At 63.5% G+C, this 24145-nt stretch carries 26 protein-coding genes and 1 riboswitch; of the genes, 19 read left to right on the top strand and 7 right to left on the bottom strand.

Features of this window, described 5'->3' with window-relative positions:
* Window positions 1-32: 32 nt before the first annotated feature.
* The 7 genes from M8997_RS07320 (at window position 33) to thiD (ending at window position 6937) form a co-directional block, all read left to right on the top strand.
* Window positions 33-1643, top strand: coding sequence for an ABC transporter substrate-binding protein (locus M8997_RS07320; protein WP_250020192.1), 1611 nt, complete (start codon window positions 33-35; stop codon window positions 1641-1643).
* Window positions 1644-1706: 63 nt separating this feature from the next.
* Window positions 1707-2759 carry an ABC transporter permease gene (locus M8997_RS07315; protein WP_371929556.1) on the top strand — a complete coding sequence of 351 codons (1053 nt, stop codon included), beginning with the start codon at window positions 1707-1709 and terminating at the stop codon, window positions 2757-2759.
* Window positions 2756-3679: a nickel transporter permease gene (gene nikC, locus M8997_RS07310; protein WP_250020193.1), complete on the top strand. Its 924-nt coding sequence runs from the start codon at window positions 2756-2758 to the stop codon at window positions 3677-3679. The genes M8997_RS07315 and nikC overlap by 4 nt, the downstream gene beginning before the upstream one ends.
* Window positions 3676-4506, top strand: coding sequence for an ABC transporter ATP-binding protein (locus tag M8997_RS07305; protein WP_250020194.1), 831 nt, complete (start codon window positions 3676-3678; stop codon window positions 4504-4506). Before nikC ends, M8997_RS07305 begins: the two co-directional genes overlap by 4 nt.
* Window positions 4503-5249 carry an ABC transporter ATP-binding protein gene (locus M8997_RS07300; protein WP_250020195.1) on the top strand — a complete coding sequence of 249 codons (747 nt, stop codon included), beginning with the start codon at window positions 4503-4505 and terminating at the stop codon, window positions 5247-5249. Before M8997_RS07305 ends, M8997_RS07300 begins: the two co-directional genes overlap by 4 nt.
* A gap of 72 nt (window positions 5250-5321) precedes the next feature.
* Window positions 5322-5424: riboswitch (TPP riboswitch) on the top strand.
* Window positions 5425-5483: 59 nt separating this feature from the next.
* On the top strand, window positions 5484-6143 hold the full coding sequence (gene thiE / locus M8997_RS07295) for a thiamine phosphate synthase (RefSeq protein ID WP_250020196.1): 660 nt from the start codon (window positions 5484-5486) through the stop codon (window positions 6141-6143).
* Window positions 6140-6937 (top strand): bifunctional hydroxymethylpyrimidine kinase/phosphomethylpyrimidine kinase, encoded by a 798-nt coding sequence (gene thiD / locus M8997_RS07290; RefSeq protein ID WP_250020197.1) that lies wholly within the window; start codon window positions 6140-6142, stop codon window positions 6935-6937. The genes thiE and thiD overlap by 4 nt, the downstream gene beginning before the upstream one ends.
* 13 nt (window positions 6938-6950) lie before the next feature.
* Here the strand turns inward: thiD and M8997_RS07285 are convergent, their stop codons facing one another.
* Entirely contained in the window at window positions 6951-7742 is a 792-nt protein-coding gene (locus M8997_RS07285; protein ID WP_250020198.1) for a lytic transglycosylase domain-containing protein, read from the bottom strand.
* 260 nt (window positions 7743-8002) lie between these two features.
* On the opposite strand from M8997_RS07285, the gene M8997_RS07280 reads away from it, so the two are divergent.
* The 9 genes from M8997_RS07280 (at window position 8003) to M8997_RS07240 (ending at window position 15715) form a co-directional block, all read left to right on the top strand.
* The gene (locus tag M8997_RS07280; protein WP_250020199.1) at window positions 8003-8734 is read left to right on the top strand and encodes a FadR/GntR family transcriptional regulator; all 732 of its coding nucleotides are present in this window, start codon (window positions 8003-8005) and stop codon (window positions 8732-8734) included.
* 95 nt (window positions 8735-8829) lie between these two features.
* The gene (locus M8997_RS07275) at window positions 8830-9747 is read left to right on the top strand and encodes a sialic acid TRAP transporter substrate-binding protein SiaP (protein WP_256473244.1); all 918 of its coding nucleotides are present in this window, start codon (window positions 8830-8832) and stop codon (window positions 9745-9747) included.
* Window positions 9748-9826: 79 nt separating this feature from the next.
* Window positions 9827-10402, top strand: a complete 576-nt coding sequence (locus tag M8997_RS07270) for a TRAP transporter small permease (RefSeq protein ID WP_250020201.1) — start codon at window positions 9827-9829, stop codon at window positions 10400-10402.
* A 3-nt stretch (window positions 10403-10405) separates the two neighbouring features.
* On the top strand, window positions 10406-11812 hold the full coding sequence (locus M8997_RS07265; protein WP_250020202.1) for a TRAP transporter large permease: 1407 nt from the start codon (window positions 10406-10408) through the stop codon (window positions 11810-11812).
* Window positions 11809-12855: an L-idonate 5-dehydrogenase gene (locus tag M8997_RS07260; protein WP_250020203.1), complete on the top strand. Its 1047-nt coding sequence runs from the start codon at window positions 11809-11811 to the stop codon at window positions 12853-12855. Before M8997_RS07265 ends, M8997_RS07260 begins: the two co-directional genes overlap by 4 nt.
* Before the next feature lie 144 nt (window positions 12856-12999).
* Window positions 13000-13854, top strand: coding sequence for a D-alanyl-D-alanine carboxypeptidase family protein (locus M8997_RS07255; protein WP_250020204.1), 855 nt, complete (start codon window positions 13000-13002; stop codon window positions 13852-13854).
* A 113-nt stretch (window positions 13855-13967) separates the two neighbouring features.
* A complete protein-coding gene (locus M8997_RS07250; protein WP_250020205.1) occupies window positions 13968-14549 on the top strand; it encodes a hypothetical protein in 582 nt (193 codons plus the stop codon).
* Window positions 14549-15139 carry a hypothetical protein gene (locus tag M8997_RS07245; protein WP_250020206.1) on the top strand — a complete coding sequence of 197 codons (591 nt, stop codon included), beginning with the start codon at window positions 14549-14551 and terminating at the stop codon, window positions 15137-15139. Before M8997_RS07250 ends, M8997_RS07245 begins: the two co-directional genes overlap by 1 nt.
* A 3-nt stretch (window positions 15140-15142) precedes the next feature.
* Window positions 15143-15715: a hypothetical protein gene (locus tag M8997_RS07240; protein WP_250020207.1), complete on the top strand. Its 573-nt coding sequence runs from the start codon at window positions 15143-15145 to the stop codon at window positions 15713-15715.
* Window positions 15716-15747: 32 nt separating this feature from the next.
* Here M8997_RS07240 and M8997_RS07235 read toward each other — a convergent pair whose 3' ends face one another.
* The 3 genes from M8997_RS07235 to M8997_RS07225 all read right to left on the bottom strand — a co-directional run bounded on the left by M8997_RS07235 (window position 15748) and on the right by M8997_RS07225 (window position 19954).
* Complete coding sequence (locus tag M8997_RS07235) at window positions 15748-17046, bottom strand: hypothetical protein (protein WP_250020208.1); 1299 nt, start codon at window positions 17044-17046, stop codon at window positions 15748-15750.
* Window positions 17047-17139: 93 nt separating this feature from the next.
* Window positions 17140-18324, bottom strand: a complete 1185-nt coding sequence (locus M8997_RS07230; RefSeq protein ID WP_250020209.1) for an MFS transporter — start codon at window positions 18322-18324, stop codon at window positions 17140-17142.
* Between the two features lie 802 nt (window positions 18325-19126).
* Window positions 19127-19954 carry an aldo/keto reductase gene (locus M8997_RS07225; RefSeq protein WP_250020312.1) on the bottom strand — a complete coding sequence of 276 codons (828 nt, stop codon included), beginning with the start codon at window positions 19952-19954 and terminating at the stop codon, window positions 19127-19129.
* A 174-nt stretch (window positions 19955-20128) separates the two neighbouring features.
* Between M8997_RS07225 and M8997_RS07220 the strand changes: the two genes are divergently transcribed.
* A complete protein-coding gene (locus M8997_RS07220; RefSeq protein ID WP_250020311.1) occupies window positions 20129-21031 on the top strand; it encodes a LysR family transcriptional regulator in 903 nt (300 codons plus the stop codon).
* 103 nt (window positions 21032-21134) lie between these two features.
* Window positions 21135-21464: a hypothetical protein gene (locus tag M8997_RS07215; RefSeq protein ID WP_250020310.1), complete on the top strand. Its 330-nt coding sequence runs from the start codon at window positions 21135-21137 to the stop codon at window positions 21462-21464.
* Window positions 21465-21482: 18 nt separating this feature from the next.
* Here M8997_RS07215 and M8997_RS07210 read toward each other — a convergent pair whose 3' ends face one another.
* Together M8997_RS07210 and M8997_RS07205 are read right to left on the bottom strand one after the other, a co-directional pair.
* A complete protein-coding gene (locus M8997_RS07210; protein WP_250020309.1) occupies window positions 21483-22352 on the bottom strand; it encodes a DMT family transporter in 870 nt (289 codons plus the stop codon).
* A 20-nt stretch (window positions 22353-22372) separates the two neighbouring features.
* A complete protein-coding gene (locus tag M8997_RS07205; protein ID WP_250020308.1) occupies window positions 22373-22786 on the bottom strand; it encodes a VOC family protein in 414 nt (137 codons plus the stop codon).
* Window positions 22787-22950: 164 nt separating this feature from the next.
* Here M8997_RS07205 and M8997_RS07200 point away from each other — a divergent pair, with 164 nt between their 5' ends.
* Entirely contained in the window at window positions 22951-23112 is a 162-nt protein-coding gene (locus M8997_RS07200) for a Thivi_2564 family membrane protein (RefSeq protein WP_250020307.1), read from the top strand.
* A 62-nt stretch (window positions 23113-23174) separates the two neighbouring features.
* On the opposite strand, the gene M8997_RS07195 is transcribed toward M8997_RS07200, so the two are convergent.
* Window positions 23175-24056: a LysR substrate-binding domain-containing protein gene (locus M8997_RS07195; RefSeq protein WP_250020306.1), complete on the bottom strand. Its 882-nt coding sequence runs from the start codon at window positions 24054-24056 to the stop codon at window positions 23175-23177.
* Window positions 24057-24145: the final 89 nt, after the last annotated feature.

Genomic DNA, 24145 nt, shown 5'->3' with positions numbered 1-24145 from the left:
AACAACTGCTCTAGAACAGGGAACCGAACGACATGTTTATGCAAAGGATCAACCCCAAATTCCGGCTCATGTTGAGCGGCGCGGCGCTTTCCGCGCTGGTGTTCTCCAGCATTCCGGCATTGGCCGAAACGCCGCCGGACACGCTGGTCGAAGCTTTCGCCATCGACGACGTCATCACGCTCGATCCGGCGGAAGCCTTCGAGCTGACGATGGGCGAGATCAATGGCAACACCTATGACAAGCTCGTGCGGCTCGACGTCAACGATCCGTCCAAGATCGTCGCCGACCTCGCCGAAAGCTGGACGGTGTCGGACGATGGCCTGACCTATACGTTCAAGCTGAAGCAGGGGCTGAAGTTCGCTTCCGGCAATCCCCTCACTGCCGAGGACGTGGCCTATTCCTTCGAGCGTGCCATCAAGCTCGACAAGTCCCCGGCATTCATCCTGACTCAGTTCGGCCTCAAGCCCGACAATGTCGCGGAAAAGGCCAAGGCGACCGATCCTTCGACATTCGTGTTCACGGTGGACCAGGCCTATGCGCCGAGCTTCGTGCTCAACTGCCTGACATCGACCGTCGCTTCGGTGGTCGACAAGAAGCTGATCCTCGAACACGTCGTCAATGACGATTTCGGCAATGCCTGGATGAAGACCGCCTATGCCGGTTCCGGCCCGATGAAGATCCGCGACTGGCGCGCCAACGAGATCATCGTCCTCGAGCGCAACGACAATTATTATGGCGAGAAGGCACCGCTCACCCGCGTGATCTACCGCCATGTGAAGGAAAGCGCGGCGCAGCGCCTGCTCCTCGAGAAGGGCGATATCGACATCGCGCGCAATCTGGAGCCGAACGATCTCGAACAGGTCACCAAGAACAGCGACATCACCACGGTCAGCGCGCCCAAGGGCACAATCTATTATTTCAGCCTCAACCAGAAGAACGAGAACCTGGCGAAGCCGGAAGTGCGCCAGGCGCTGAAATATCTGGTCGATTATGATGCGATCGGCGAAAAGCTGATCAAGGGCATCGGCGAGATACACCAGACCTTCCTGCCGAAGAACATTCTCGGCCAGCTCGACGAAAAGCCGTTCAAGCTCGACGTGGCGAAGGCCAAGGAGCTTCTGGAAAAGGCCGGTCTCAAGGACGGCTTCACCGTCACCATGGACGTGCGCAACAACCAGCCGGTCACCGGCATCGCCGAGTCCGTGCAGCAGAGCTTCGCGCAGGCTGGCGTCAAGCTCGAGATCATCCCCGGCGATGGCAAGCAGACACTGACGAAATTCCGCGCCCGCACGCACGACATGTATATCGGCCAGTGGGGCGTCGATTATTGGGACCCGCATTCCAATGCGGAAACCTTCACCAGCAATCCCGACAATGCCGATACCGGCACCAACAAGACGCTGGCCTGGCGCAATGCCTGGGACGTGCCCGAGCTGACCAAGGAGACCAGGCAGGCCTTGCTGGAACGCGATCCGGAGAAGCGCGCCACCATGTATCAGGACCTGCAGCGCAAGGTGCTGGAGACGAGCCCGTTCGTCATGCTGTTCCAGCAGATCGAGGTCGCCGGGGTGCGGGCGAATGTCAAGAACCTGAAGCTCGGGCCGTCATTCGACACCAATTACGTGTTCAATGTCTCCAAGTGATTGGGGTCTCCAAGTGATTGGGTTTCCAAGTGATTGGGACATGAATCGGTGACTATCCCTGATATCAATCCGGGGTCCGGGCGCTCTGGCGCCTGGGCTTCGACCTTCGCCTGGGCGCTTGGACGTTTCCTGCTCATCGGCGCGATCACATTCCTCGGGCTGCTGGCGGTCACGTTCTTCATCGGCCGTGTCATCCCGATCGATCCGGCCATCGCCATCGTCGGCGACCGCGCACCGGCCCATGTGGTCGAGCGCGTGCGGGAGGAACTCGGGCTCAACCTGCCGCTCTACCAGCAGTTCGTCCTCTATGTGAAAGGCGTGCTTCAGGGCGATTTCGGCAATTCCGTGCTGACCACCAATCCGGTCATGGCCGACATCCGCCGCGTCTTTCCGGCCACGATGGAGCTTGCCACCTTCGGCACGCTCATCGGCGCGGTGTTCGGCATCCCGCTTGGCGTGCTTGCCGCCGTCAAGCGCGGCAGCCTCATCGACCAGATCGTCCGCATCATCGGCCTCATCGGCTATTCGGTGCCGATCTTCTGGCTCGGCCTGCTCGGACTGCTGCTGTTCTATGCCAAGCTCGGCTGGACATCCGGCCCCGGCCGCATCGACGTCGTCTACGAATATACGTTCACTCCGATCACCGGCTTCTACCTGCTCGACGCCATCCTGCAGAACAATTGGGACGCTTTCCGCAACATATTCAGCTTCATCATCCTGCCGGCATCGCTGCTCGGCTATTTCTCGCTGGCCTATATCAGCCGCATGACGCGTTCCTTCATGCTCAATGAGCTGGAGCAGGAATATGTCATCACCGCCCGCGCCAAGGGCCTGTCCGAAACGCGCATCATCTGGGCCCATGCGCTGCGCAATGCCGCCGTGCCGCTCGTGACCGTGATCGCCCTGTCCTATGCCGGGCTGCTCGAAGGTTCGGTGCTGACGGAAACGGTGTTCTCCTGGCCGGGCCTCGGCAGCTACATCACCAATTCGCTGCAGAATGCCGACATGAACGCCGTGCTTGGCGGCACGATCGTCATCGGCGCGGTGTTCATCGCAGTCAACCTCCTGTCAGATCTGCTCTATCGGGCCCTCGACCCACGGACGCGCAAACGATGAACGCTCCCCCACGCAGCATGACCCGCCGGGAATGGCTCACGACAGACAGGCCGCAATCGCGCCTGCAGGCAAGGCTTGGCCGCGCCTATCTCGTATGGAGCCGCTTTGCCAGCAACAGGCTGGCCGTTGCAGGCCTCGCCATCATCGTCGCGCTTCTCCTTGTCGCCATCTTCGCGGGCTACCTCGCGCCGCATTCGCCGGTCAGCGGCGACCTGCGCAATGCACGGCTATTGCCCCCCGGCGGCGAATACTGGCTCGGGACGGACGATCAGGGCCGCGATATCCTCTCGCGCCTCATCTATGGCTCCCGGCTCACGCTCTACGTCGTCGTGCTGGTCGCCATCATCGCCGCGCCCATCGGCCTGCTCGTCGGCACCGTGTCCGGCTATGCCGGTGGCTGGGTCGATGCCATCCTGATGCGGATCACCGACATCTTCCTGGCATTCCCGAAACTCATTCTCGCACTGGCCTTCGTCGCCGCCCTCGGACCGGGCATCGAGAATGCCGTCATCGCCATCGCCATAACCTCGTGGCCGCCCTATGCGCGCATCGCCCGCGCCGAGACGCTGACGGTGCGCAATTCCGATTACATCGCCGCGGTGCAATTGATGGGCGCTTCGCCGCTGCGGATCGTCCTGCGCCACATCATGCCGCTCTGCCTGTCTTCGCTGATCGTCCGGGTGACGCTCGACATGGCCGGCATCATCCTCACCGCCGCCGGCCTCGGCTTTCTCGGCCTCGGCGCGCAGCCGCCTCTGCCGGAATGGGGCGCGATGATCGCGTCCGGCCGCCGCTTCATCCTCGATCAATGGTGGGTGGCGGCAGCGCCCGGCTTCGCCATCCTCGTCGTCAGCCTCGGCTTCAACCTCCTCGGCGACGGCCTGCGCGACGCGCTCGATCCGCGGGGGAGCACCCAATGACGCTGCTGACGGTCGAAAACCTGCGGGTGCAGTTTCCGACGCGCACCGGCGTGGTCGATGCGGTACGCGGCGTGTCCTTCACGCTCGGCCGGGAGCGGCTCGGCATCGTCGGCGAATCCGGCTCCGGCAAGTCGCAGACCGGGCGCGCCATCATGGGGCTGACGCCGCCCCATGCGCGCATATCCGCCGACAGGCTCGAATTCGACGGAACCGACATGCTGGCCGCTCCGGCAAGGGAACGGCGGGCGCTGCGCGGCAACAGGATCGCGATGGTCCTGCAGGACCCGAAATATTCGCTCAATCCGGTGATGAGCATCGGGCGCCAGATCGTGGAGACGCTGCGGACGCATGAGCGCGTGAGCCGCGGCGAGGCACGCCGCCGGGCGCTCGACATGCTGGCCGCCGTGCAGATCCGGGATCCGGAACGTGTCTTCGACCTGCATCCGCACGAGGTGTCGGGCGGCATGGGACAAAGGGCGATGATCGCCATGATGCTGATCACGGGCCCGGAACTGCTGATCGCCGACGAGCCGACTTCGGCGCTGGACGTAACCGTGCAGCTCGATGTCCTGCGCATCCTCGACGATCTGGTGCGCGACCGCGGCATGGGGCTGATCTTCATTTCACACGATCTGCGTCTCGTCTCGTCGTTCTGCGACCGCGTCATCGTCATGTATGCCGGCCGCATCGTCGAGGAGATCGCCGCGATGGAACTCGGCAATGCGAAGCACCCTTATACGCAGGGACTGTTGAACTGCATGCCGCAGATCGGCGCCGACAGGCATCCGCTTCCCGTCCTCGAAAGAAAGCCGGAGTGGGCCTCATGACCAAGCCGTTGATCATCGAAAACCTGCAGGTGACCTATGACGGGTTCCATGCCCTGCGCGGTGTCAGCCTCGACGTCAATGCCGGCGAATCCTTCGGGCTGGTCGGGGAATCGGGCTCGGGGAAATCGACGCTCCTGCGCGCGGTGGCAGGTCTTGCTCCCGTGACCGGCGGGACAATCACAGTCAATGGCAATCCCCTGGGCAGCACCAGGACCAAGGCCTTCTACCGCGATGTCCAGATGGTGTTCCAGGACCCCTATGGCTCCCTGCATCCGCGCCAGACCGTGGACCGGCTGCTGCTCGAACCGCTGGCGATCCATGGTTTCGACGATGCGGAGCGGCGCATCCTGCGGGCGCTCGACGAGGTCGGCCTCGGCTCGAGCTTCCGCTTCCGCTATTCGCACCAGCTTTCGGGCGGCCAGCGCCAGCGCGTGGCGATTGCCCGCGCGCTGATCCTCGAACCTTCGATCCTGCTGCTCGACGAACCGACTTCGGCCCTCGACGCCTCGGTGCAGGCAGAAGTCCTCAACCTGCTGGAGCAGATCAGGCGCGACCGGGATCTCACCTTCGTCATGGTCAGCCATGATCTCGCCGTCGTCACCCATATGTGCGACCGGCTGATGGTGATGCAGAACGGCGCGGAGGTCGAGCGGCTGACGGCGGGGGCGCTGGCGCAGCAGGCCGTCACCCAGGACTATACCCGCAATCTCCTCGTCGCGAGCAAGGGCTTCGTGCGGCCCTGACATCGGGCCACGGCAGATGGGCCGATCGAGGCGGCAGCGCATTGACTTCGCCCGCGCGCCGCCCCATCATGGCTTCATTCCGAGGGGGGCATCCTACGATGCTGAGATGGCGGTGAGCCGGACCCTTGAACCTGATCCGGGTCATGCCGGCGTAGGAACGGGAATGGACATTCATCACGCTGTCTCAGCCTCGCCTTCGCACTTGTCCGGATCTCCAATCGATGGAGTGCCGAAGTGCCAGATGTAGATTACCGCCTCAATGCCATTGTCGATTTCGACGCCATAGGACCTGCGAAGGACCTCGGCGCGCTGGCGCTGGCTGCCGCCAGGGGCGGCGCGACGATCATCCAGTATCGCGACAAGAATTCGCCGACGCGCCAGATGGTGGAGCGAGCCCGCGCCATCCACGCGGCGCTGCGGGGAACAGGCGTGCCGCTCGTCGTCAATGATCGCATCGACGTCGCCCTCGCTTCCGGCGTCGAAGGTGTCCATGTTGGCCGCGAGGACATGCTGGTGGCCGATGCGCGCCGTCTGCTCGGGCGGGACAGGATCATCGGCCTCACGGTCAAGAACGAGGACGATGCGCGGGCGGCGCTGGACGGCGATATCGACTATGCCTGCATAGGCGGTCTCTTCGAGACGCCGACCAAGCACAATCTCAGCCCCATCGGCTTTGACGGTTTCCGCCGCCTGGCCGCGCTGATCCGCCAGGGCAAGCCAGAGTTGCCGATCGGCGCCATTGCCGGGATCGGCCTTGCGCGCACGCCGCAGGCCATCGAAGCGGGCGCCGATGGCGTTGCCGTCATCTCCGCCATCTTCCGCCAGCCCGATGCCGAGGCGGCAGCACGGCAATTGCGCGAGGCGGTCGATGCGGCGTTGACGGTTCGCGCATGACCGCCATCGCCCTGACCATCGCCGGCTCCGACAGTGGTGGCGGCGCCGGCATCCAGGCCGACCTGAAAACCTTCTCGGCCCTCGGCGTCTATGGCGCCAGCGTGCTGACTGCCGTCACCGCGCAGAATACGCTCGGCGTCCATGCGGTCGAAAACCTGTCGCCTTCGATCATCCGCGCCCAGATCGATGCTGTGCTCGCCGATATCGCCGTACGGTCGATAAAGGTCGGCATGGTGTCCTCCGTCGCGACCATCGAGACCATAGCGTCGGCGCTGTCCGACCGGTGCCGGATGGTGGTGTTCGATCCGGTCATGGTCGCCACCTCCGGCGACCGCCTGCTGGAGGATGGCGCGATCGAGGCGCTTCGGTCGCTGCTTCTGCCGCGCTCGCTGCTGTTGACGCCAAACCTCGCCGAAGCCGCCTTGCTGACCGGCGAAACCATTGCGCAGGATGAGCGCGCGATGATCCGCCAGGCTGAGCTCATGCTGGCGCAGGGGCCGGAGGCCGTACTGATGAAGGGCGGCCATGGCACGGGTGAGGACAGCACAGATGTGCTTGTGCGCCCGTCCGGCGTCCAGCGCTTCAGCGCCAGGCGGATCGATACCAGCAATGATCATGGAACGGGCTGCACGCTGTCGGCGGCCATTGCCGCGGAACTCGCCAAGGGCCAGCCGCTCGAGCAGGCTGTCGGCGCCGCAAAGGACTATCTGACGTCAGCCATGGCGGCTGCGACGAATATCAAAGTGGGGCAGGGCCGGGGGCCGGTGCACCATTTCCATCATTGGTGGAAGTAGCGGCGCTGGCCGGTTACGGGCGGGTCGTCGGCAGGGGAACCGCGGCGGGCGATGCCGCTGCCGGCTCGGCGCCATAGGCCATCTGGGCCGGTGTCGCCTGGGCCTGTGTCGCTCGGGCCAGTGTCGCCTGGGCCGGTACAGTCTGCGCGGGTGCGCTCTCTGCCGTCATGACCGCCGGCTTTGTCGTTGCCGTGCTCGAGGGCTTCAGTCCGGTCTCTTCGAGCAGGCCCTTGCGCTTGGCCTGGTAATAATAGCCACGGGAATAGAGCCGAACCGCCTGGTCCGGATTGCCGTCGGCAACCATATAGGCTCCGGCGAGATATTTGACGCCGTATTTGAGATTGGTTTCCGCGTCGAGCAGATCCTTGGCGCTGCCCTTGTGGCCCATGCCGCGCGCGGTTGCGGGCAGCATCTGCATCAGGCCCCAATAGGGTCCGTTGCGCGCCGCGGGATTGAAGCGGCTTTCGCGATGCACGACGCGGCGGACGAGCGATTCCGGTACCGAATAGGCAACCGAATATTTGGATATGAGGCTGTCGAGGGCCGGGTCCGGCGCCTTGAAGGCTGCCGAGGCCGCTGCTGGCTTGCTGGCCGGGGCGAGAGCAAGTTCCCTGGTTCCGGCCTGCGCGCTATCGGCCGCCGCGACGGCCTGCGAGGCTCCTGCCTCGGCGGTGCGGGGCGAGGGCTGCGGTACCGGCAGCGAGGACGCCTGCGGCAGTTTTGGATCGGTCGTGGTGCAGGCCCCGAGAGCGAGGCCAAGACCAAGACAGGCAAAGGTGCCGAGCAAGCGAATTTCAGACAGCATTTCTCACCGGTTTGACGATGGATCATCGAGTGGATGTCTCTTAGCCTGTTCGTGGCGGCACCCGGCAATCACTTTCTGATACAATGTGTAACAGCTGCCCGATGCCAACCGGCCGGCAGCGCCGCAATTCAAGGCTGCGAGGCAAGAAAGCCCGCAACGCGGCGACGAGTTGACTCGCGCATATATATCAATGTATCAGTTGGCTATTGGTAAGACCAGTTTACCAGTCGGCGCAGAAGGGAGACTGCGCGGGAGGGAACATGTTTGCAGCCATCCAGCCGCGCCGGCTCTACCGGCAAGTGGCCGACCAGATCCGGCAAAGGATCGAGGGCGGAGCATTTTCGGTCGGCGAGCGACTGCCCGGCGAGCGCGAGCTGGCCGAGGAACTGAGCGTTTCCCGTCCCACCGTGCGCGAGGCGCTCATCGCTCTCGAGGTCGAAGGCCTCATCCACATCCGCATGGGCTCGGGCATCTATGTCGCGCGGCAGACGCGGGACCGGCCGCTTTCGCTTCACTCCGAGGAGCTGGAAGGGCCGTTCGAGCTGCTGCGCGCCCGCACGCTCATCGAATGCGCCATCGTCGAGGAGGCCGCGCTGGCGATAACGCCGGCCCATGTCGCGGCAATGGACGATGTGCTGACGCGCATGGCGCGAACCTTCAAGGATCCGCACCAGTCCATCATGCTGGACAGGCTGTTCCACACCACCATTTGCAGCATCATCGGCAATGCGGCGCTCGACCGCGTGGTCGGCGACCTGTTCGACCAGCGCCTGACGCCCTATTTCACCAGGCTCGCCAGCCATTTCGAAAGCCCGGCCTCGTGGCGCGAGGCGTTCGAGGAGCACCGCGCCATCCGCGATGCCATCGCGGCGGGCGATCCTGCGCGGGCGCGGTCGGTGATGCGCCATCATCTGCAGCAATCGCAATCGAGATTTTCCAGGAGCTTCGACGGGGAACTGGAAAGTGAGAGGGGGCGAACCAGCCCGACATAAACCGAGACGATCCAATTCAATCTGGGAGGAGAATGAACGTGAAGATCAAATTTGCAAGCTTACTGGGCGCTGCGGCAGCGCTGGCATTTTCGGCAATGGCCGCCCATGCCCAAACGACGCTGAAATGGGCGCATGTCTACGAGACGTCGGAACCGTTCCACACGGAATCCGTCTGGGCAGCCGAGGAAATCGCCAAGCGCACCAATGGCCGCTACAAGATCGACGTATTCCCGGCCTCGCAGCTCGGCAAGGAAGCGGATATCAACCAGGGCCTGCGGCTCGGAACGGTCGATATCATCATTTCCGGATCGAGCTTCGCCGCCCGCGATTACAAGCCGATCGGCGTGACCTATTTCCCCTATATCTTCCGTGATCCGGATCACCTCATCGCCTATACGAAGAGCGATATCTTCAAGCGGCTCGCCGCAGGCTACGAGGAAAAGACCGGCAACCACATCACGGCCGTCAGCTATTACGGCACGCGCCATACCACGGCGAACAAGCCCATCGCCAAATGTTCCGACATGCAGGGCCTGAAGATCCGCGTGCCGGACGTGCCGGCCTATCTCGCAATGCCGCGTGCCTGCGGCGCGAACACGACCCCCATCGCCTTTGCCGAAGTCTATCTCGCGCTTCAGAACGGCACGGTCGAGGCGCAGGAAAATCCGCTGACCACCATCGAGGCGAAGAAGTTCTTCGAGGTGCAGAAGAACATCGTCCTCACCGGCCATATCGTCGATCACCTGAATACGGTGGTTTCCAAGCAGCTCTGGGCCAGCCTTTCCGACGAGGACAAGAAGATCTTCGAGGAAGTCATGCAGCAGGCTGCCGAGAAGACCACGAAGAACATCGCCGCCAAGGAAACGGAACTCGTCGCGGGCTTCAAGGAGCGCGGCCTGTCGGTCACCGAAGTGGACAAGGCCGATTTCGAGAAGACGGTTCTCGAAAAGGTGAAGTTCGAGGATTTCGGCTACGAGAAGTCCGATTGGGAAGCCATTCGCGCCATCAAATAGTCTTCGCGCAAGCATTTCGCACAGTGCCGGGCGGCATGGTCCGCCCGGTCGCCAGCTGACCTGACCACCGGAGACCGGCATGTCGAAAGAAGAGATCCATACCCAAGTGACGGCGGAAGAACTGGCGCATTCCTTCGAGGATGTGGCGCCCGTCGCCCGCATGTCCGATTACGCGGTGGAGGACTGGCTCACGCTCGTCGTGTTCTGGCTGATGACGGCCTGCGTCTTCCTGCAGTTCTTCACGCGCTACGTCCTCAATGACAGCTATGCCTGGACCGAGGAAATCGCCATCAACTGCCTTGTCGGCGTGGTCTTCCTCGGCTCCGTCATGTGTGCCCGCCTGTCGCGCCATATCCAGGTCGACGTGCTCTATCACTACCTGCCCGCAGGGGTGGCGCGGGTGCTCGCGACCTTCGTCGATATCGTGCGCATCGGCTTCTTCGCCTATGCCGTCTGGCTGATGTGGCGCTATGTCGAGATCGTCGCCGACGAGCGCATGGTGACGATCGACCTTCCGCGCAACATCGTGTTCTACGGCGTGCTCTTGTCCTTCATCCTGATGCTGCTGCGCTCGATACAGGTCTTCATCGCCAATCTGCGCCGGGGCTATTCCGTGCTGGAGCGGCCCGAAATGTTCCAGAACCTGGGGGATTGATTCATGTTGTTGCTGGTTGGATCATTCCTGGTCCTGATGCTCGTCGGCGTACCCGTCGCCATTTCGATGGCGGTCGCCTCGGTGCTCTATCTCGTCTTCTTCGGCGTCGCGCCGGATATCATCGTCGCACAGCGCATGATCGCCGGCGTCGAGAGCTTTCCGCTCCTCGCCGTGCCGTTCTTCATCCTTGCGGGCAATCTGATGAACTCCGCCGGCGTCACCGGCCGCATCTATTCCTTCGCCGTCGCCCTCGTCGGCTGGATGAAGGGCGGCCTGGCGCAGGTCAATATTGTCGGCTCCGTCATCTTCTCGGGCATGTCCGGCACCGCGCTCGCCGATGCGGCGGGTATCGGCACCATCGAGATCAAGGCGATGAAGGACCATGGCTATCCGGTGGAAGCCGCCGTCGGCGTCACCGCCGCCTCGGCAACGCTCGGGCCGATCTTCCCGCCCTCGCTGCCCTTCGTCATCTATGGGATGATGGCGAATGTGTCGATCGGCGCGCTGTTCATGGCCGGCATCCTGCCCGGCATCGTCATGACCGTGCTGATGATGGTGACGGTCGCCATCTTCGCCTATCGCCGCAGCTGGGGTTCGGATGCGCCGTTCCAGATCAAGCAATTGCTCGAGGCGTCGCTTGAAATCGTCGTCGTCGCCTGCGTCCCGGTCCTCATCTATCTTCTCACCCTGACCGGGCTTTCCATCAATGCCTCGGTCGGCATCGCGCTGGTGCTGCTGCTCGCCGCCGACTGGTATTTCGACTTCTCCGCCGTCATGGCGCTGATGACGCCGGTCATCCTGATCGGTGGCATGACGATGGGCTGGTTCACCCCGACGGAAGCCGCCGTCGCCGCCGTGCTCTGGTCGCTGTTCCTCGGCCTGGTGCGCTATCGCACCATGACGCTTTCCAGCCTCGCCAAGGCGAGTTTCGATACGATCGAGACCACCGCGTCGGTGCTGTTCATCGTCACCGCCGCCTCCGTCTTCGCCTGGCTCCTGACGGTCAGCCAGGCAGCGCAGCTGCTGTCGACGGCGATCCTTTCGATCACCGAGAACAAATGGGTCTTCCTCATCCTCGTCAATCTCCTGATGCTGTTCGTCGGCTGCTTCCTCGACACGATCGCCGCAATCACCATCCTCGTGCCGATCCTGCTGCCGCTGGTGATCAAGTTCGGCATCGATCCGGTGCATTTCGGCCTGATCATGACACTAAACCTGATGATCGGCCTGCTGCATCCGCCGCTGGGGATGGTGCTCTTCGTGCTCTCCCGCGTGGCGAAACTCTCGGTCGAGCGCACCACCATGGCGATCCTGCCCTGGCTCGTGCCGCTCTTCATCGCGCTGATCGCCATCACGTTCGTCCCGGCCATCACGCTTTGGCTGCCGACCCAGCTGGGCCTGGTGAAATGAGCGCGAAAACCATCGCGGCAACGCTGTTCGGCGCCGAGGATCTGCGCGTCGTCGAAACCGAGCTTGGTCCGCTTGCGCCCGGCATGGTGCGGGTGAAGTTCGGCGCCGGCGGCATTTGCGGCTCGGACATGCACTATTTCCGCCATGCCCGCACCGGAGATTTCGTGGTGAAATCGCCGCTGATCCTCGGCCACGAGGTCGCCGGCGAGGTGGTGGAACTCGGTTCCGCCACCTCCGGCCTTGCGGTCGGCGACAGGGTGGCGGTCAATCCCTCGCGCTGGTGCGGCACCTGCGCCTATTGCCATGAAGGCCGGCCGAACCTGTGCGAGAACATTTTCTTCATGGGTTCCGCCTCGAAGACGCCGCACATGCAGGGCGGGTTCGCCGCCCTGTTCGATGCGACCGCGGCGCAATGCGTCAAGGTTCCGGCGGAGCTGCCGTTCCAGGCGGCCGCGCTGGCGGAGCCGCTTGCCGTCTGCCTCCATGCGGTACGCCGCGCCGGCCACGTCAAGGGCGCCTCGACGATCATCTTCGGCTCCGGTCCCATCGGGCTGCTGACGCTGCTTGCGCTCAAACATGCCGGCGCCCGGTCGGTCGCCATGGTCGACATCGCGGCGGCGCCGCTGAAATTCGCCCGCGAGCTCGGTGCCGACCAGACGATCGACATTTCCGGCGGCGCCGACGAACTCGCCGCCTATGCCGCGGCGACGCCCTATGACATGGCGTTCGAGATATCCGGCACGGCTGCCGGCCTTGCATCCGCCATCCGCACTGTCCGCCGCGGCGGGCGCGTCATCCAGGTCGGCAATCTTGCCGGCGGCATGATCGAGCTTCCGGCCAATGCGATCATGGCCAAGGAACTCGACCTCGTCGGCACGTTCCGCTTCGGCGAGGAGTTCTTCGAGGCGGTGGAACTGATCGTCGACAACAGGATCGACGTTCTTCGCCTCGTCACCGGCGAATACAGGCTGGAAGATGCGCCGGCGGCGTTCCGCACCGCGCTCGATCGTTCGCGCAGCGTGAAGGTCATGCTGACGGCATAGGCCCGGCCCGGACAGGCACCGCCGGATAGCATGGCTTGGACAGGCATGGCTTGGCGCGGATCGAGAAATAGGCTAACAACCGGGCAGCAAGGGCGGCGCCGCGCCGCCCGGCCCATCCGTAGTCAATTGCCGCCGCGAGTGTCCATGTTTCCCATTTCCTTCGTCAAGATCGCGCTCGCCCTCTGTTTCGCATTGAGCCTGGCGAGCGGTTGCAGCTCGACGTCGCGCGATCCGGTGGGCGCAATCACGCTTGCTCCCGTATCCGAAAAGTCGGCCTCCATCGTCGTGGACGGCAGCACCGGAGCCGTGCTGCAGCAATCGAGTGCCGACCTGCCGCGCATCCCGGCCTCGCTGACCAAGATGATGACGCTCTATCTGGTGTTCGAGGCGCTGGAATCGGGGCGGATCACCAAGACGACGCCCATTCCCGTCTCGGCCCACGCGGCTTCGCAGCCGCCGAGCCGGCTGAGGCTCAAGCCCGGCCAGTCGATCGATGTCGATACGGCGATCAAGGCGTTGGTGGTGAAATCGGCCAATGACGTGGCGGTGGCGCTGGGCGAATATCTCGGCGGCACGGAGGAACAGTTCGCGGCGCGGATGACGGCCAAGGCGCGGCAGCTCGGACTGCGCAGCACCGTCTTCCGCAATGCGTCGGGCCTGCCGGACAGCCAGCAGGTGACCACCGCGCGCGACATGGCGCTGCTCGGGCTTTCGCTGCGCAAGCATCATCCGCAATATTACTACTACTTCGGCGAGAAGGACTTCATGTTCAACGGCAAGTTGATCCGCGGCCATAATCGCGTCCTGGCGCAGGTCGAAGGCGCCGACGGCATCAAGACCGGCTATGTGCGCGCATCCGGCTTCAACATCGTCACCTCCATCAATGACAATGGCCGCCAGCTGGTCGCCGTGGTCATGGGCGGCGAAACAGCCCGGCAGCGCGACGCCCAGGTGGTCAGCCTCGTCAATGCCTACCTGCCGCAGGTCGCCTCGCGCTAGCCAGGTCGCTTCTCGGTCAAATGCCGATACGGGGTTGAAATCCTCCCCCCCGCCATTGCATCTTGGCGCGCACGAGTCGTTTTGATTGGCAATTGGCGGGAGGGAGGCCAGCCATGAGATCGCATCTGATGGCGTTTCGCAGCAAGGCCGCGGCCTGGCTGACAGCGGGGATAGGTTCGTTCCTGGCGCTCGGCGTCGCCTTTGCCCTTGGCGCCTTCGAAGCCATGCCGAAGGACACTCTGCCCAAACTGACCGCCGGGGAGACCATGGAGGCGGGAAAATGGCGCATAAAGCCGCTGCGGCTCTGGTCCACCGACAAGAAGGTCTTCAGCACGACGCCGAAAGAGGGCCAGCGGGCGCTGGTGCTGGAGGCGGAAGTCATGAACCGTTCCGTCAAGTCGGACAGCGGCTATGCCACGGCCCTGCGCCTGCCGATCGAATTTGCCGCGGTCGAGCAGCCGATGGTCTACCTCATGCGCGATGAAACGCTGATGCCCGACCTGCAGCCCGGAATGCCGGAAAAGATGACCTATGTCTGGCTCATGCCCGCTGATGCCATGCCGAAGGACCGCATGATCTTCGGCATCGAGGCGTTCCAGTTCAAATATCGCAACAATCTGACCGGGACGCCCGGCTGGTGGAACAAGCACATTGCCGGCACGCTGGAAATGCCGCTGGCGGCGGAGCAGGGCTGATGCGCCGGCTTGTCAATGTCGCCGTCCTGCTGGTGGCGATCGGCGTCCTCTTCGCCATGCAGCAGACCAAGCCGCGCTATGGCGAGTTGACCGGCGCCATTCCGGTCCATGGCAAGATGCACGAGAAGGTGCGGGCGCGGCAATTCGAGGTGACGCTGGACGAGGTGATATTCGCGCGCGAACTGGCGGTCACCGAATTCGGCAAGACCCGCATCGCGACGACATCCGGGCTCTGGGCGATCGTCACGGCGGAACTCGGCGCCACCGAAAGCTCGACGGGCGTCTCGTCGGCGATCTGGAAGGGCCCGACCGGGCTGCTCTTCAACCTCAGCGACAGGGGCGGATCCTCCGGCGACCAGCAACCGCCCTTCCTGGTCGAGCCCGGCCTGCCGAAAAAGGTGCGTTTCGTCTTCGAGATCAATCCGGATCAGGTCAATGGCGCCACCCTGCTCGTTTCCAGCAAGATGGAGCCGGTGCTCGATTCGGAGGCCCGCATTTCCATCGACGATTTCCGGAAGTTCAATGATGGCGCGCCGCTGACCGTGGACCGTTTCGACCTGTCCCGTCCGGTAAACATTGCGGGGAATTGAGCCATGGCGAACCCAGTTCAGACCGGTGAAAGCCCCGAGCGGGTCTGGCGGCGGCGCAGCCTGCTGGCGCTGGTCGTCGTCGTGCCTCTGGCGCTGGTCGTAACATCCTATCGCGACGTGCTCGAACTGTCGAAATATCGTGACGTCTTCGCCACGGATATCGCGCCCGGCGAAACGGCGGACTATGCCGGCAGCCGCTGGCAATTTCTCGGCATTCGCAATGCGACGGGCGAAATGCGGCCCGGACGGCAGCCGCCGAAGGGAGCCGTGCCGGTCATTGCCCGTTTCGCTGTCGAGATCGGCGATCCCGACCTGCGCAATCTGTGGCTGATGTGCTCCGTCAGGCTCTACGACAAGGCCGGGCGCTCCTGGCTGCCGGCCAATGTCAACGGCCTGCCGCGGGCGCAGGAGGGCATCCAGACCTGCATGTCGGCAACCTTTTCGGGCGCGGCGCAGGGCGACCGCATGGTGATCGAGGAACGCTATCTCGTGCCCGAGAATGTCGTGCCGGAACTCTATCCGACCATCGGCGTCCATAGCCAGCGTCCAGGCTATCTGCGCTTTGCCGCGCCCTGAAAAGGTTCAGGCCCTGGCTTCACACGCTGGCTTCACGCGCTGGCGGGGGCCGGCGAAGCCTGGTCGGCCGGGGCCTTGCGGGTCATCGAGAATGCGGTTTCCAGCACGGCGGCGAGGAAGCAGATGCGCAACGGCTCGATGAGGATGCCGGTCGATGAATCCTGCAGCGGGCTTCCGAACAGGAAGCTGACGAAATTGCCGAGCACCGACCATTCATTGAGGCCATGCGGGCCGATGAGCCGCGCGGCGCCGAGCCACAGCCACGCGCCGGCCCATTCGATGAAGCGATAGCCGAGGATCAGCGTGATGATGAGGAGCAGGCCGGAATTCAGCGTCAGCCGCACGCCATTGGCGATCGGCAGATAGCGCGAGCGATAGCCGCCGATGAAGTGCTCGACGAAATCGCGCAGGAATTTCGGGATCGACTTGTAGCGCTCGCCAAACCGCTCCACCCGGCGGTGGATGCGCAGCAGTTCCTGCTCGTCGCGCACGTCATAGCCATAGACGATGGCGACCATGACCAGCCAGATCACCGGCAGCAGGGCGTGGAAGAACAGGCTGACGGCGAGCGTTCCGGCGCTTTCGGGAACCTGTTCCACGGCCACCATGGCGGCCGCATGGGCATGGCCGATCGGCTGCACCAGCACAGCCAGCAATTGCTCGAACCACGACCAGAGCCGGCCTTCGACCAGCATGTTCATCCACTGGTCCTTCCAGCGGCTGATGATGTAGAGACCGATGAAGATCCAGTTCGTCTCGCAGATGACCATGACGATCTGCCAGATCGCCTTGCCGGTGCGCTCCCTCATCGTCTTGGCGAAGCGGCGCACGGCCCAGGATATGACCACGGACAGGAGGATCCATTTCGAATCGAGCACGTCCAGCACATTGCCGCTCTCGCCGCCAAACGGCATCATGGCCAGGGCGAGGCGCGAATATTGCCGCACCGTATCGCCGAGGAAGCCCCAGGCGGCGTAATAGGCGAAGAAGGGAAGCAGCGCCACGCCGATGATCGTCGCAAGGCGCGAAAGGCCGCCGGGGCCAGCATCGCCCGTGGTTCGAGTGTCGCCGTCGCCCTGCGCCGCCATGACGGAGGGCAGGCCGGGGCGGACGATGAGGATGAGGGAAACCGTGGTCACCAATTGCGCGAGGGCGACCAGCGTCAGCACGCCAAGGCCGAGATAATGGTTCACATAGGCGGCCCGGACGGCGAGGTACATCAACAGATCCGTCGCCATCAGGCCGAGCAGGAGGACGAGGACGAGCTGTGGCCAGAACCTCAGCCAGAGTCGCATTGTCAGTCTGATCGGCAGAGCCATTTCGGCCAGCATGGAACGCCTCCCTCACGAATCCCATGCCGACCTTAACTGTTTTTGCGGCTATGCCAAGATTGGGCCAAGCTTGGGCAAGGCTTGGCCTCGCCCTCAGGCATGGGCCAGCGCCACCTGCCCCTCGCGCCGGTCGAGCAGATGGCTCCAGATCGTCAGCACCATGGCGCCGAGGACGAGCAGCGAGCCCACCCATGGCGTTGCGCCGAGCCCGAGCGGCGATGCCACCACGATGCCGCCGAGGAACGCGCCGCCGGCTATGCCGAGATTGAAGGCGGCGATGTTGAGCGCGGAGGCCACGTCGACGGCACCCGGCCGGTGGAGCTTCGCCAGCTGCACCACATAGAGCTGGAGGCCGGGAACGTTCGAGAACGACAGGGCGCCGAGCACCGCCAGCGTCACCAGCGACCATACCGGCGAGACGGCGGTGAAGGTCAGGATGGCGAGGGCGATGGCCTGCAGCAGGAACATTACCATCAGCGCCTTGACCGGATTGCCGTCGGCCAGGCGTCCGCCCGCCATGTTGCCGATGGCGATGGACAGGCCATAGAGCACGAGCACCAGGCTGACGGTCGAATTGGCAAAGCCGGTGATTTCCTCGAGCATCGAGGCAAGGTAGGTGAACATGACGAAGGTGCCGCCATAGCCGAGCGCCGTCATGGCGAAGGCAAGGATCAGCCGGCCGCTGCCGAGCACGCGCAGCTGGTCCATGAGGCGGGCGGGCGGCGCCTTGGCGATGGTGGAAGGCAGCAGGAAGGCGATGGCGAGGAAGGCGATGACGCCGAGCAGCGACACGGCCCAGAATGTGGCGCGCCAGCCGAGCTGCTGGCCGATGAAGGTGCCGAGCGGGACGCCGGTGACGATGGCGACGGTGAGGCCGAGAAACATCGTGGCGATGGCGGAAGCGCGCCGGTTGGGCGCCACGAGATCGGCCGCTATGGTCGCGCCGACGGAGAAGAATACGCCATGAGCAAAGGCGCTCAGCACGCGGGCGACGAGCAGCATCGCATAGGTCGGCGAGAGCGCGGCGGCGCTGTTGCCGATGATGAAGAGCGCCATCAGGCCGAGCAGCAGCGGCTTGCGCTCGACGCGGCCGGTGAGGGCGGTGAGGATCGGGGCGCCGAAGGTGACGCCGAGCGCGTAGACGCTGACGATGAGGCCGGCCAGCGGCAGGCTGATGCCGAGATCTGCGGCTACGGTCGGCAGCAGTCCGACAATGACGAATTCGGTCGTTCCTATGGCATAGGCGCTGATCGTCAGCGCCAGAAGGGCAAGAGGCATGGTCTTTTCCTCGGATCAAGGTTGAATGGGGCCCGGCGACAGCCGCCGGTCACGTTGCAGCCAATATGGCGCGCGGCGATTGCATTGATAACCGAGCTGCAACGCTCAACCTTTGTGAAGCGAATTCACAGATGAGGGTGGTAGTTGGTGGCAGGGGGATAGTTCTGCGAGGTTTCAGATCATGGCTCCCTGCTTTTCTGCAATCAAATCAATCATCCTCATCCTGAGCCCCTCATGCTGAGGCTGTCGAAGCACGAAGCACGCACATCATTTATGCAACACACGCCCCTCCTGGTGGGATAAATGGAAACTTATCCCACCACTTTGAAACCGGGTTATTGTGATTCGGTCCTTTCCAGTGGGGGAGCAGCTTCCGGTGCTGTTTCGACAAGCTGGGAAAGGATGGCGTTGCCGGATAGTCGGAAGTGACAACCCCGATTGGCCGGCAAACTGCAGAAGGAAACGGAGGTGGCGCTTCGTTTTCCGGGTTGTTGCGTCTGACAAGCGCAGCAACAGCAGGCAAAGACGTCGCGGGCGGTCTTCGGACCTCGACCCTGATACCACTACGACGCGCTGAAGACCGCCCGTCTCCCCCCATTTCAATGACCAGACGCGATTTGCGCGGGCGTGGTGAGGGTTTTTTGTATTCAACAGGTGTTGCACCACCGTTGTTGCGCCCTTCGTGGTTCGACAAGCTCACCATGAGGGCTCAGGATGAGGGAGAGTAGAGTTTTGCAGGGTTGTAGGTCTGCGAGCTCAACACCCGCCAACCTGTCAGAACCACCACCAAGCCAAACTCCCCTCAGCGGTCCCAGTCGGGAGCGAGGTGGCCGGGATTGACGATGCGCCCGTCCGGCCGGGCCAGAGCGTGCAGTGCCTGCATCTCCGTCTCCGAAAGCACGAAATCGAATATGTCGAAATTGCTGCGCAGACGATCCTCGCTGACGGTTTTCGACAGCGCGATCACGCCGTCCTGCTGCACGAGCCAGCGCAGCACGACCTGCGCTTCGGATTTGCCATGGGCCGCGGCGATGGCCTTGATCGCCGGATCGCCGATCACCTTGCCATCGGCCATGGCGTAATAGGCGGTGATGCTCATGCCGCTGCGCCGTGCCGCTTCCAGCACTACCGTCTGGTCGAGATAGGGGTGATATTCGATCTGGTTGGTGACGATCGGCGCCTTGCTCAGCGATGCGGCCTCGGCCATGAGCGCCGTGCTGAAATTGCTGACGCCGATATGCCGGACCTTGCCCGCATCGCGGACCTCGTTGAGCGCGCCGATGCGCTCCGCCAGCGGAACGGGGCTCTTCGGCCAGTGCAGCAGCAGCAGGTCGATGTAGTCCGTCCGCAATTTCCCGAGGCTCTCGTCGACGGAGGCGATGAGATCCGCATGGGCATATTTGTCGACCCAGACCTTCGTCGTCAGGAATACATCCTCGCGCCGCACGCCCGAACCCGCGATCGCCTCGCCGACCTCGCTTTCATTGCCATAGATCTGCGCGGTATCGACATGGCGGTAGCCGAGCTTCAGCGCCGCCGGCACCATGCGCAGCACGTCCGCACCGGGCATGCGGTATGTGCCGAAACCGATTGCGGGAATGGCGGCTCCATTGGCGTCAACATTGAACATCGATCTTCCTTTCAATAATGGGCTTTCAACAATGGGCGTCCAACAACGGGAACTGTCATGCGCTCTTGCGGGCGCAATCCGGGAGTGGATATGGGACGTTCGATTGCCTATGATAATCGCAGCTTATCGCTTAACTCCTGTGAATGGAATTCATAGGTCGAAAGGTTCTGCCCGATGGACAACAGGATAGGGGAAATGGACGTGTTCGTCACGGCGGTCGAACTCGACAGTTTCTCGGCTGCCGGCCGCCGCCTTGGCCTGTCGCCCTCCGCCGTCAGCAAGATGATCCGCCGCATCGAGGACCGGCTCGGCACGCGGCTTCTCGTCCGCTCCACCCGCTCGCTGCAATTGACGCCCGAGGGTGAAATCTACCGCCAGCGGGCGAGGCGCATCATCGCCGAGATCGAGGAGACGGAGCGGGTCGTGGCTTCCGGCGCCTCGGTCGCGCCGCGCGGCCTGCTGCGGGTCAATTCCTCCGTCGCCGTCGGCCAGAGCCTCATCCTGCCGCTGATGCCGAAATTCCTCGAACTCTACCCGGAGGTGGAGCTCGATATGACGCTGAGCGAAAGGGTGGTGGACCTGATCGGCGAACGCGCCGATATCGGCATCCGCGTCGGCCCGATGCGCGATTCCAACCTCAAGGCGCGCAAGCTCTGCGAAAGCCGGAAAGTGGTGGTCGCGGCGCCCGAATATCTGCGGCGGCACGGTACGCCGCAGCATCCGGACGAACTCGAGAACCACAATTGCCTGAACTTCAATTTCCGCCGCGCCGTCGAGGAATGGCCGTTCATGGATCCGAAGAGCGGTATTGTCGAGATGATCCCGATCTCGGGAAATTTCCTCGCCAGCAGCGGCGCGATCAACCGCCAGATGTGCCTGGCGGGCCTGGGCATCACCCGGCTCGGCGCCTTCCACCTTGCCGACGATATTCGCGAGGGCAGGCTGGTGGTGATCCTCGAGGATTACAATCCGGGTGATCTTGAGCAGATCAATGCCGTCTTCGTCGGCCATGATTATCTCGCCACCCGCGTGCGCACCTTCATCGATTTCCTCGTCGAGCACATGGGCGCGCGGTGATCGCCCGGAACGGTATGGAGAACGACATGGATATTGGAACTCCCGGCCTGAATTTGCCTTTATCTGTGCATACGCGCATCATGAAAAAGCGAAGGAGCATGGCATGGGAAACGAAGCGATAGTCCGGCTTCAGCGGCACGCTGACCTGGTGCAGCAGCTCGTCAAACAGGTTCCGGCCGCGCTGAACCGGCCAAATCTGACATTCGAACAGGCCTCGCGCCTGCATGGCGTGATCGACAAGGGCGTGCGCGATTTCGGCGAGGTGGAAGCCATGATCGGCCAGTCGGAGGTGGACGCCTCCTATCGGCGCGCCGCCGCCAGCCTGGCGAAGATCTGGGCCCATCTCGCCAGTTCCGCCGAGGCAAGGGTGCAGGCGCTGCGGCCGGCGGAGGATGTCGAGGATGCCATTGCCGTGCAGGAGGACGAGCCATAGCGCCCGGCATGGCCCGGTTCACGGCTTCGCCGGCGGCTTGCGGTTCTTCAGGTTGAGCGCATTGCCGCACAGGATCAGCGCCGCTCCGGCGGCGGTGTAGATGTCGATCTGTTCCGCATAGAGCAGCCAGCCGACGACCGCCGTCAGCGGCACCCGCAGGAAGTCCATGGGCACCACCACGGTCGCATCCGCATGGTTGAGCGCGCGGGCCATGCAATAATGCGAGAACGTGCCGGTGAAGGCGATGATGATGATCCACGGCATCACTTCGAGGCTCGGCCAGCGCCAGAACCAGGCGGCGGGCAGGAAGCCGATGGCGGACTGGATGACGAGCATCCAGAAGATGATGCGCACCGCGCTGTCCGTGCGCGTCAGCGATTTGACCATGGTGAAGGAAATGCCGAAGGTCAGCGCCGCGCCGAGCACGATCAACTGGCCGGTCTCGATCGAGGCCATTCCGGGCCGGACGATGATGACGACGCCGATGATGCCGAGGAGAACGGTGAGGGCGCGCCACAGGGTGAGGCGCTCGCCGAGAAAGGCCACCGCCAGCAGCGCCGTCCACGCCGGCGTGGTGAATTCTATGGCGATCAGCTGCGCCAGCGGGATGAGCGAGAGCGCCTGGAGCCAGGCGAACTGGCCGGTGTAATGCGCGGTATTGCGCGCAATGTGCAGCCACATCCGGCTGGTCTGCATGGCGCGCAATCCGCCGGCGGCGCGTACCAGCGGATACAGCATGACCAGGCCGATCAGCGAGCGCATTTCCATGATCTGGAAGACGTTGAGCTCGCGCGAGGCCTCGCGGCCCGACACCGCCATCAGGATGATGGCGACGAGCGAGCCGGCCATCCACAGGGCCGCCCTGATATTCGATTGCTGGGGTTCCATGGCGAGCGCCGCTTGCCGGCCTATCTGGCGTAGATGCCGGCGAAGTCGGCAAAGCCCTTGACCTCGATGGGATTGCCCGAGGGATCGCGGAAGAACATGGTCCATTGCTCGCCCGGCTCGCCCTGGAAGCGCACGACGGGCGGCATGACGAAATCCACCGAATGCTGCTTCAGCCGCTCCGCCAGCGCGTTCCAGTCGTCGAGCGGCAGGATCACGCCGAAATGCGGCATCGGCACCATGTGGTCGCCCACCTTGCCGGTATTGGCGGTGGCGAATGGCTGGCCGAGATGCAGCGAGATCTGATGGCCGAAGAAATCGAAATCCACCCATGTGTCGGTGCTGCGGCCCTCGGTGCAGCCAAGGACGCCGCCATAGAAGCGCCGGGCCTCGTCAAGATCGGTTACATGATAGGCGAAATGGAAAAGTGAGGGCATGGCGTGATTCCGAACGGGTGAGGGAGCCGCAGGCTATCAGCTTGGCGCCCTCCTAACAATCTCGGCTTGCTGAGGATGAGAGAAGCGGGGCTGCCGGAACCAATCGCCCGGGACGGGAGTTTAGTAGCGCTACACTTACATTGATCTCAAAACAGGAAATTGAAATGTCGATCTTGATCAGTCTTTTGATCACCGTTCTGGTGATTTTCCTAGTCCTTTATCTCATCCAGATGCTGCCGCTCGATGGCCGGGCAAAGCAGATCGCCCAGGTCATCGTGGTCGTCATCGGCATCATCTCGCTGCTGCGCTATCTCGCCATATTCTGATCCGGCAGCCGGAGCGGCCGCGGCGGCCGTTCCGCGCTTCTGAAGCGCCATCCATCCTCGAACTAGCCATCCTCGAGCTGGCCCAGCAGCCAATCCCTGAAGGCCCGGATCTTGGGGACATTGCGCCGCGTCTCCTTGTAGACCAGCCAGTAATAGAGGCCCTCGCTGCCGACGATGTCGAAGGGCTGGATAAGCTGTCCTTGTTCGAGCTCCGTCTGGTAGAACACCGGCGACAGAATGCCGACGCCCATTCCGGCAAGCACGGCCTTGCCCTCCAGATGCTGGTCGCCGAAGCGGCTGCGCGGATTGCCGAGCAGGTTCGGCTCGGGGATGCCGACGGCGCCGAACCACAATTTCCACCAGCTGTCGCTCGGGTCGACGATCGGCAGTTTCAGCAGATCTTCCGGCTTATGAATGCCGCCGATCGACTCCGCCAGCGCCGGCGTCAGCATCGGCGTGAACTGCGCATCGAATATCCTGTGCGCGGTCAGCCCCGGCCATTTCCCATGGCCCGAGCGCACGCCGACATCTGCCTCCTGCCCATTGAAATCGATCAGGTCGCGCGTGGCTTTCAGCCGTACGGCAAGGTTTGGATGCGCCAGCTGGAACGAGCCGAGCCGCGGCACGAGCCAATTCGCCGCGAAGGTCGGAATGGTGGTGATGGCGAGGATGCCATCGGCGTTTTCGCGGGACGAGGCGATCGCGCCGCGGATCAGGTCGAAGGCTTCGCTGATTGCCGGCGAAAGCCGCGCGCCGACCTCGGTGAGGATGACCTGACGCGGCCTGCGCAGGAAAAGCGGCGCGTCGATGCGCTCCTCCAGAAGCTTGATCTGGTAGCTCACCGCCGCCTGGGTCATGCCGAGTTCCTCGGCCGCGCGGGTGAAGCTGCCAAGCCTGGCGGCGGCCTCGAAGACGCGGATTGCGGATAGGGGCGGAAGCTGCATCGATCGTCTCGCATAAGCTGTACTTATGTATGCTAATCGGGGTTTTGTTGGAATACAAGCACGGGAGCGCGCATCTTGCCGCCATCAAA

This window comes from Phyllobacterium sp. 21LDTY02-6 (assembly GCF_023554255.2).
Classification (GTDB): Bacteria; Pseudomonadota; Alphaproteobacteria; order Rhizobiales; family Rhizobiaceae; genus Phyllobacterium.
The sequence above is the reverse complement of the archived record's forward strand: the minus strand, read 5'-3'. Positions and strand labels throughout refer to the sequence as shown.

Coding starts and splice junctions, on each gene's coding strand:
- M8997_RS07320 (WP_250020192.1), top strand. CDS start 33: ATGTTTATGCAAAGGATCAACCCCAAATTCCGGCTCATGTTGAGCGGC.
- nikC (WP_250020193.1), top strand. CDS start 2,756: ATGAACGCTCCCCCACGCAGCATGACCCGCCGGGAATGGCTCACGACA.
- M8997_RS07305 (WP_250020194.1), top strand. CDS start 3,676: ATGACGCTGCTGACGGTCGAAAACCTGCGGGTGCAGTTTCCGACGCGC.
- M8997_RS07300 (WP_250020195.1), top strand. CDS start 4,503: ATGACCAAGCCGTTGATCATCGAAAACCTGCAGGTGACCTATGACGGG.
- thiD (WP_250020197.1), top strand. CDS start 6,140: ATGACCGCCATCGCCCTGACCATCGCCGGCTCCGACAGTGGTGGCGGC.
- M8997_RS07285 (WP_250020198.1), bottom strand. CDS start 7,742: ATGCTGTCTGAAATTCGCTTGCTCGGCACCTTTGCCTGTCTTGGTCTT.
- M8997_RS07280 (WP_250020199.1), top strand. CDS start 8,003: ATGTTTGCAGCCATCCAGCCGCGCCGGCTCTACCGGCAAGTGGCCGAC.
- M8997_RS07275 (WP_256473244.1), top strand. CDS start 8,830: ATGGCCGCCCATGCCCAAACGACGCTGAAATGGGCGCATGTCTACGAG.
- M8997_RS07270 (WP_250020201.1), top strand. CDS start 9,827: ATGTCGAAAGAAGAGATCCATACCCAAGTGACGGCGGAAGAACTGGCG.
- M8997_RS07265 (WP_250020202.1), top strand. CDS start 10,406: ATGTTGTTGCTGGTTGGATCATTCCTGGTCCTGATGCTCGTCGGCGTA.
- M8997_RS07260 (WP_250020203.1), top strand. CDS start 11,809: ATGAGCGCGAAAACCATCGCGGCAACGCTGTTCGGCGCCGAGGATCTG.
- M8997_RS07255 (WP_250020204.1), top strand. CDS start 13,000: ATGTTTCCCATTTCCTTCGTCAAGATCGCGCTCGCCCTCTGTTTCGCA.
- M8997_RS07250 (WP_250020205.1), top strand. CDS start 13,968: ATGAGATCGCATCTGATGGCGTTTCGCAGCAAGGCCGCGGCCTGGCTG.
- M8997_RS07245 (WP_250020206.1), top strand. CDS start 14,549: ATGCGCCGGCTTGTCAATGTCGCCGTCCTGCTGGTGGCGATCGGCGTC.
- M8997_RS07240 (WP_250020207.1), top strand. CDS start 15,143: ATGGCGAACCCAGTTCAGACCGGTGAAAGCCCCGAGCGGGTCTGGCGG.
- M8997_RS07235 (WP_250020208.1), bottom strand. CDS start 17,046: ATGCTGGCCGAAATGGCTCTGCCGATCAGACTGACAATGCGACTCTGG.
- M8997_RS07230 (WP_250020209.1), bottom strand. CDS start 18,324: ATGCCTCTTGCCCTTCTGGCGCTGACGATCAGCGCCTATGCCATAGGA.
- M8997_RS07225 (WP_250020312.1), bottom strand. CDS start 19,954: ATGTTCAATGTTGACGCCAATGGAGCCGCCATTCCCGCAATCGGTTTC.
- M8997_RS07220 (WP_250020311.1), top strand. CDS start 20,129: ATGGACAACAGGATAGGGGAAATGGACGTGTTCGTCACGGCGGTCGAA.
- M8997_RS07215 (WP_250020310.1), top strand. CDS start 21,135: ATGGGAAACGAAGCGATAGTCCGGCTTCAGCGGCACGCTGACCTGGTG.
- M8997_RS07210 (WP_250020309.1), bottom strand. CDS start 22,352: ATGGAACCCCAGCAATCGAATATCAGGGCGGCCCTGTGGATGGCCGGC.
- M8997_RS07205 (WP_250020308.1), bottom strand. CDS start 22,786: ATGCCCTCACTTTTCCATTTCGCCTATCATGTAACCGATCTTGACGAG.
- M8997_RS07200 (WP_250020307.1), top strand. CDS start 22,951: ATGTCGATCTTGATCAGTCTTTTGATCACCGTTCTGGTGATTTTCCTA.
- M8997_RS07195 (WP_250020306.1), bottom strand. CDS start 24,056: ATGCAGCTTCCGCCCCTATCCGCAATCCGCGTCTTCGAGGCCGCCGCC.